This is a genomic window from Sphingomonas sp. (assembly GCF_964263785.1).
Lineage (GTDB): Bacteria > Pseudomonadota > Alphaproteobacteria > Sphingomonadales > Sphingomonadaceae > Sphingomonas.
Genome location: NZ_CAXVWL010000079.1, coordinates 1 through 5876 on the forward strand (window position 1 = coordinate 1; position 5876 = coordinate 5876).

Genomic DNA, 5876 nt, shown 5'->3' on the forward strand with positions numbered 1-5876 from the left:
GGCGGGCTCGCCGATCGCATCGCGGTCGCGGCGGGCGGTGCGCTCGATGCAGCAGTCGCCTATTATGGGCCGGCCCCCGATCCGGCGCAGGCGACCCGCGTCTCCGCGCCTTTGCTGCTCCACTATGCAGGGCTCGATACGCGTGTCGATGCGACGGCAGGGCCCTGGGTCGCGGCCCTCCAGGCGGCAGGTAAGGACGTGACCGCCTATACCTATCCCGGCGTCAACCATGCGTTCAACAACGACACGTCGAAGGAACGCTACGCGCCCGCCGCCGCCATGCTCGCGTGGCAGCGGACGCTCGCCTTCCTCCACCAGCACCTGGATTGACGGCGGCGGACGATCAGCGCGGCGCCATGCGGATCGCGCCGTCCAGCCGCACGTCCTCGCCGTTGAAATAGCCGTTCTCGATCATCGCGAGCGCGAGCTTGGCATATTCCTCGGGCCGCCCGAGCCGCTTGGGGAAGGGCACGCTGGCGGCAAGCGAGTCGCGCACCGGCTGCGGCGCGCCCTGCAGCAGCGGGGTATCGAAGATGCCGGGCAGGATGGTGTTGACGCGGATCGCCTCGCCCATCAGGTCGCGCGCGATGGGAAGGGTCATGCCGACGACGCCGCCCTTCGATGCCGCATAGGCCGCCTGACCGATCTGGCCATCTTCCGCCGCGACACTGGCGGTGTTGACGATCGCGCCGCGTTCGCCGTCTTCGAGCAGATCGAGCGATAGCATGCCCGCGGCCGACTTTGCGATGCAGCGGAACGTGCCGACCAGGTTGATCTGGATGAGCCAGTCGAACGCCGCTAGCGGGAAGTGCTTGATACTGCCGTCTTCCTTCGATCGGCTCGCGGTCTTCACCGCATTGCCGGTGCCCGCGCAATTGACGAGCACGCGCTCCTGGCCGTGGGCGGCGCGGGCCTTGGCGAAGCCGGCGTCGACGCTGTCGTCGGAGGTGACGTCGACCGAACAGAACACGCCGCCGATCTCCGCCGCGACCGCTTCGCCCTTCTCCTCCTGCAAGTCGAAGATCGCGACCTTCACGCCACACCGGGCGAGTGCGCGGGCGGTGGCGGCGCCTAGGCCGGAGGCACCGCCGGTGACGACGGCGGCGATGCTATGGTCGAGGTTCATGCTGAGTCCTTACATCCGTTCCACGATGGTCACATTGGCGATGCCGCCGCCTTCGCACATCGTCTGCAACCCATATCGCCCGCCGCGCTTGTGCAGGGCATGGACCAGGGTCGCCATCAGCTTGGTGCCGCTGGCGCCCAGCGGGTGGCCGAGCGCAATCGCGCCGCCGTTGACGTTGAGCCTGTCCGGATCGGCGCCGGTGTGCCGTAGCCAGGCGAGCGGCACCGGCGCGAACGCCTCGTTCACCTCGTACAGGTCGATCTCGCCGATCGACATGCCTGCGCGCTTCAAGGCGCGATCGGTGGCGAAGAGCGGTTCTTCGAGCATGATGACCGGGTCGCCAGCGGTCACCGTCAGGTTGTGGATGCGCGCGAGCGGCGTGAGGCTGTGCTCCTTCAACGCGCGCGCGCTGACGACCAGCACAGCGCTGGCGCCGTCGCAGATCTGGCTGGCGTTGGCGGCGGAGATGACGCCGCCTTCCTTGAGCAGCTTGACCGCCCCGATCGACTCCGGGGTCGCGTCGAAGCGGATGCCTTCGTCGCGGTCGTGGCACTGCGTACCCTCGGCGGTCTCGATCTCCAGCCCGACGATCTCCTGCGCGAAATCGCCACGCTCGGTCGCCGCCGCCGCCCGCGCGTGGCTCCCGGCGGCATAGGTGTCGAGCTCCTCGCGCGAGAAGCCGTATTTGGCGGCGATCATCTCGGCGCCCACGAACTGGCTGAACTGGATGTCGGGAAAACGCGCGTGCTGGCGTGGCGATTTCGCCCCGCCGAGTCCGGCCTGCGCGAACAAGGCGCCGGTCGAGCCCATCGGCACGCGCGTCATCGATTCGACGCCGGCCGCGATCACCACGTCCTGGGTGCCCGACATCACCGCCTGCGCGGCGAATTGGATCGCCTGCTGCGACGAGCCGCACTGGCGGTCGATCGTCACCGCGGGCACCGATTGCGGGAGCTTGGACGCGAGCACCGCGCCGCGGCCGACCTGGAAGCTCTGCTCGCCGCCCTGGCTGACGCAGCCCATGATGACGTCCTCCACCGTCGCCGGATCGATGCCCGAACGGTCGACGATCGCGTCGAGCACCGCACCCGCCATGTCGGCCGGGTGCCAGCTCGCGAGCCGCCCGCCGCGGCGCCCGCCGGCGGTGCGTACCGCCTCGACGATATAGGCCTCTGCCATCTCTCATCTCTCCGCTTGTCTTGCCGCGATGCTGTCGCGCATATCGGCGGCGGCGACAAGACGGAGGCGCGAGTGGAGGTCGGCGAAGCGGTGGCGGCACGCCGGTCGGTGCGCGCGTTTCGCGACGAGCCGGTCGCGCCGGGTGTGCTGCGGTCGCTCGCGGTGCAGGCGGCGCGGGCGGCGACCGGGGGCAACCTCCAGCCCTGGCATGTCGACATCGTCCACGGCGAGGCGATGGCGCGGCTCAAGGCGATCATGGCGGAGACGCTGGCGAGCGGGCGGCTGGAGCGGGCGGCATACGACATCTATCCACGCGAACTGACCGATCCGTATCGCGCGCGGCGGTTCGGGGTGGGCCAGGCGATGTACGCGCATCTGGGCATCCCGCGCGAGGACAAGGCGGCGCGGCTCGCGTGGTTCGCGAACAACTTCGCCTTCTTCGGCGCGCCCGCTGCCTATTTCGTCACCGTCGACCGGCGGATGGGGCCGCCGCAATGGGCGGACCTGGGGATGTACCTGCAAGCGTTGATGCTGCTCGCGGTCGGCGAGGGACTCGGGACGTGCGCGCAGGAGGCCTGGGCGGTGTATTCCGACACGGTCGCTGGATTTCTGGCGACGCCGGCGGAGCGGATGGTGTTCTGCGGCGTGGCGATCGGTTGGGAGGATGCGGCGGCGCCTGTCAACCGATTGCGGAGCGCGCGCGCCGATCCGGACGAGTGGTTGCGGGTCGTGGCGTGAGCGATCTGCCGGTTACAGGGGCTCGATCCACGGGAACCCTCGCCCGGTGAGCGCCGGCGCGAGCGCCGCTTCCCGCTCGCCCAGCCGGGTGAATACCGCCACGCCTGCCGTTGGCGCGTCGGGCCAATCCTGCCCTTGCGTCAGCGCGACGATCCGCCGCGCGATGCCTTCGCCGCCATCGACGAAGCGCAAGGGCCGCGTCGCCGCCGCCGCCAACTCCGCCTCGACCAACGGGAAATGGGTGCAGGCATTGACGACCACGTCGATCGCCTCGCCACCCGGTTGGCCGAGCAACCCGTCGAGCACCGCCGCGAAGGCTCCGGCGACGGGCGCTTCGCCGCGCAGCTTGGCCTCCGCCAGTTCGACCAGCGCGGCCGATCCGTGGCGCAGCACCGTGCAGTCGCTCGCGAATCGCGCCGCCAGATCGTCGACATACGCCTGGCGCACCGTCGCGTCGGTGCCGAGCACGCCGATGGTGCGGGTCTTGCTCATCGCTGCGGCCGGTTTGATCGCAGGAACGGTGCCGACGACAGGCAGGTCGAGCGCGGCACGCACCGCGGGCAGCGCGATGGTGGAGGCGGTGTTGCACGCAATCACGATCAGGCGCGGGCGATAGCGTTCCGCCAGCCGGCCGAGCAGCACCGGCACGCGCGCCGCGATATCGGCCTCGTCGCGTGTCCCGTACGGGAAGCCAGCGGAATCGGCGACATAGACGAACGGCGCGCGCGGCAAGGCGGCGCGCGCGGGCGCGACGATCGACAGGCCGCCGACGCCGGAATCGAAGAACAGGATCGGGCGAATGTCGGCCATGTGGCCCTCTTACCTCGGCGCCACCCGGCGGCAAGATTGACGCAAGATAGTGGTCATGTCCGCAACGATCGACTATCGTGCACAGACTGGGGGGCAGCAACGGGTGAGCACACAAGTGCTATGGGTCGCGCCCGCGCTGGCGCTGATCGTCGGATATGTGCTGGGATCGATCCCGTTCGGCGTCATCCTGACGCGGCTCGGCGGTGCGGGCGACCTGCGCGCGATCGGTTCGGGCAACATCGGCGCGACCAACGTGCTGCGCACCGGCCGCAAGGGGCTCGCCGCGGCGACGCTGGTGCTCGACGTGGTCAAGGGGCTGACGGCGGTATTGCTGGTCGACTGGCTATCACCCGGCAACGGCGTGCTGGCCGCGATCGGCGCGTTCGTCGGGCATTGCTATCCGGTCTGGCTGCGCTTTCGCGGCGGCAAGGGGGTGGCGACACTGATGGGGATCGCGCTCGGGCTCTGCTGGCCGGTGGCGCTCGTCTATGCGGTCGTGTGGCTCGGGCTGCTTGCGCTTTTACGGCTTTCGTCGGTGGCGGGGATGGCGGCGGCGGTGAGCGCGCCGGTGGCCGCGGCGTTGTTCGACCGGTTCGACATCGTCCTGCCGCTGCTCGCCTTTGCGCTGATCGTGCTGATCAAGCACGCCGCCAATATCGAACGGCTGCTGGAGGGAACCGAACCCAGGGTCGGCCGCAGGGATGGCTGATACCGCCGCGGCGCGGCTGCGACTGATCCGCACGCAGGGCATCGGCCCGGTCACCTATCGCCAGCTCATCCCGCGTTTCGGCGATGCGGAGGCCGCGCTCGACGCGCTGCCGATGCTGGCGCGCCGTGGCGGCGGGCGGGCGCCGCCGGTCGCCGACGCGGGCGCGGTCGCGCGCGAGATGGCGGCGACCGAGCGGCTGGGCGCGCGCTACCTGTTCCTGGGCGACCCGGACTATTCCGCGCTGCTGGCCGAGATCGAGAACGCGCCGCCCGCGCTGATCGTCCGCGGCGATGTCGCGCTGGCGAGCGCGCCGTGCGTTGCGATCGTCGGCGCGCGCAATGCCTCGGCCGCGGCGTGCCGCTTCGCACGCGAGCTGGCGCATGCGCTGGCCCGCGACGGCGCGACCGTTGTGTCGGGTCTGGCGCGCGGGGTGGATACCGCCGCGCACGTCGGCGCGCTGGGGAGCGGGACGACCGTCGGGGTGATCGCGAGCGGGATCGACATCGGCTTCCCGCCCGAGAACCGCGACCTGCAGGAGCGCGTCGCAACCGCGGGGCTGCTGATCGCCGAGCAACCGCCCGGCACCGAACCGCGCGCGCGCCACTTTCCCTATCGCAACCGCATCATCGCCGGGCTGTCGGCGGGGACCGTTGTGATCGAGGCGGCGCCGAAATCGGGATCGCTCATCACCGCCCGGCTGGCGGGCGAGTTCGGGCGCGAGGTGATGGCGGTCCCCGGCAGTCCGCTCGATCCGCGTGCGCAAGGCTGCAATTCGCTGATCCGCGAAGGCGCCACTTTGGTCCAGAGTGCCGCCGACGTGTTGGAACAGATCCGCCCGATCGACGCGCGCGCCGTGCGCTCGCCGCCGGGCGGCTTCGCGGGCCCGCCGCCCGAGGACGCGAGCGACCGCGACCGCGATGCGGTGGTCGCGCTGCTCGGCCCTGTTCCGGTGCCCGTGGACGAGCTGATTCGCCAGTCGGCGCGTCCGACCGCCGTGGTGCATACGGTGCTGTTAGAGCTGGAGCTGGCGGGCAGGCTGGAGCGGCACGCGGGCGGCCGGGTGAGTAGCTTGTAGCTTTCCTTCGATAAGGGGTGGCGCGTTTCACACTCCGGCACAATCTTGCGACAATTGGGCCCTAGGCGACCTGCCATGCGCACCGCCTTGACTCTGCTCGCCCTCGTCGCTCCGCTCCCCGCCGCGGCGCAGACTGCGCCCGCGCCCGCGCCATCCTCTGCACCCGTCCAGACCGACGACGAGGACGCCGAAGGCCCCGACATCGTCGTCACCGGATCGCGCACCCCGCGCGGATCGGT

7 protein-coding genes are annotated in these 5876 nt (G+C 70.6%); 4 read left to right on the plus strand and 3 right to left on the minus strand.

Going from position 1 to position 5876, the window contains the following annotated elements; genetic code table 11:
• On the plus strand, window positions 1-330 hold a 330-nt coding region (locus tag ACE5C1_RS10750; RefSeq protein ID WP_374944072.1), incomplete at its 5' end, for a dienelactone hydrolase family protein.
• Between the two features lie 13 nt (window positions 331-343).
• Here ACE5C1_RS10750 and ACE5C1_RS10755 read toward each other — a convergent pair.
• Window positions 344-1126, minus strand: a complete 783-nt coding sequence (locus ACE5C1_RS10755) for an SDR family NAD(P)-dependent oxidoreductase (RefSeq protein ID WP_374944073.1) — start codon at window positions 1124-1126, stop codon at window positions 344-346.
• A gap of 9 nt (window positions 1127-1135) precedes the next feature.
• The gene (locus ACE5C1_RS10760) at window positions 1136-2305 is read right to left on the minus strand and encodes an acetyl-CoA C-acetyltransferase (protein ID WP_374944074.1); all 1170 of its coding nucleotides are present in this window, start codon (window positions 2303-2305) and stop codon (window positions 1136-1138) included.
• Window positions 2306-2377: 72 nt separating this feature from the next.
• Between ACE5C1_RS10760 and ACE5C1_RS10765 the strand changes: the two genes are divergently transcribed.
• A complete protein-coding gene (locus tag ACE5C1_RS10765) occupies window positions 2378-3043 on the plus strand; it encodes a nitroreductase (protein ID WP_374944078.1) in 666 nt (221 codons plus the stop codon).
• A 12-nt stretch (window positions 3044-3055) separates the two neighbouring features.
• On the opposite strand, the gene murI is transcribed toward ACE5C1_RS10765, so the two are convergent.
• Window positions 3056-3853, minus strand: a complete 798-nt coding sequence (gene murI / locus ACE5C1_RS10770; RefSeq protein WP_374944075.1) for a glutamate racemase — start codon at window positions 3851-3853, stop codon at window positions 3056-3058.
• Window positions 3854-3956: 103 nt separating this feature from the next.
• Here murI and plsY point away from each other — a divergent pair, with 103 nt between their 5' ends.
• Both plsY and dprA read left to right on the plus strand, forming a co-directional pair.
• On the plus strand, window positions 3957-4562 hold the full coding sequence (gene plsY, locus ACE5C1_RS10775) for a glycerol-3-phosphate 1-O-acyltransferase PlsY (protein ID WP_374944076.1): 606 nt from the start codon (window positions 3957-3959) through the stop codon (window positions 4560-4562).
• Complete coding sequence (gene dprA, locus ACE5C1_RS10780; protein WP_374944077.1) at window positions 4555-5637, plus strand: DNA-processing protein DprA; 1083 nt, start codon at window positions 4555-4557, stop codon at window positions 5635-5637. The genes plsY and dprA overlap by 8 nt, the downstream gene beginning before the upstream one ends.
• The last annotated feature ends 239 nt before the right edge of the window (window positions 5638-5876 follow it).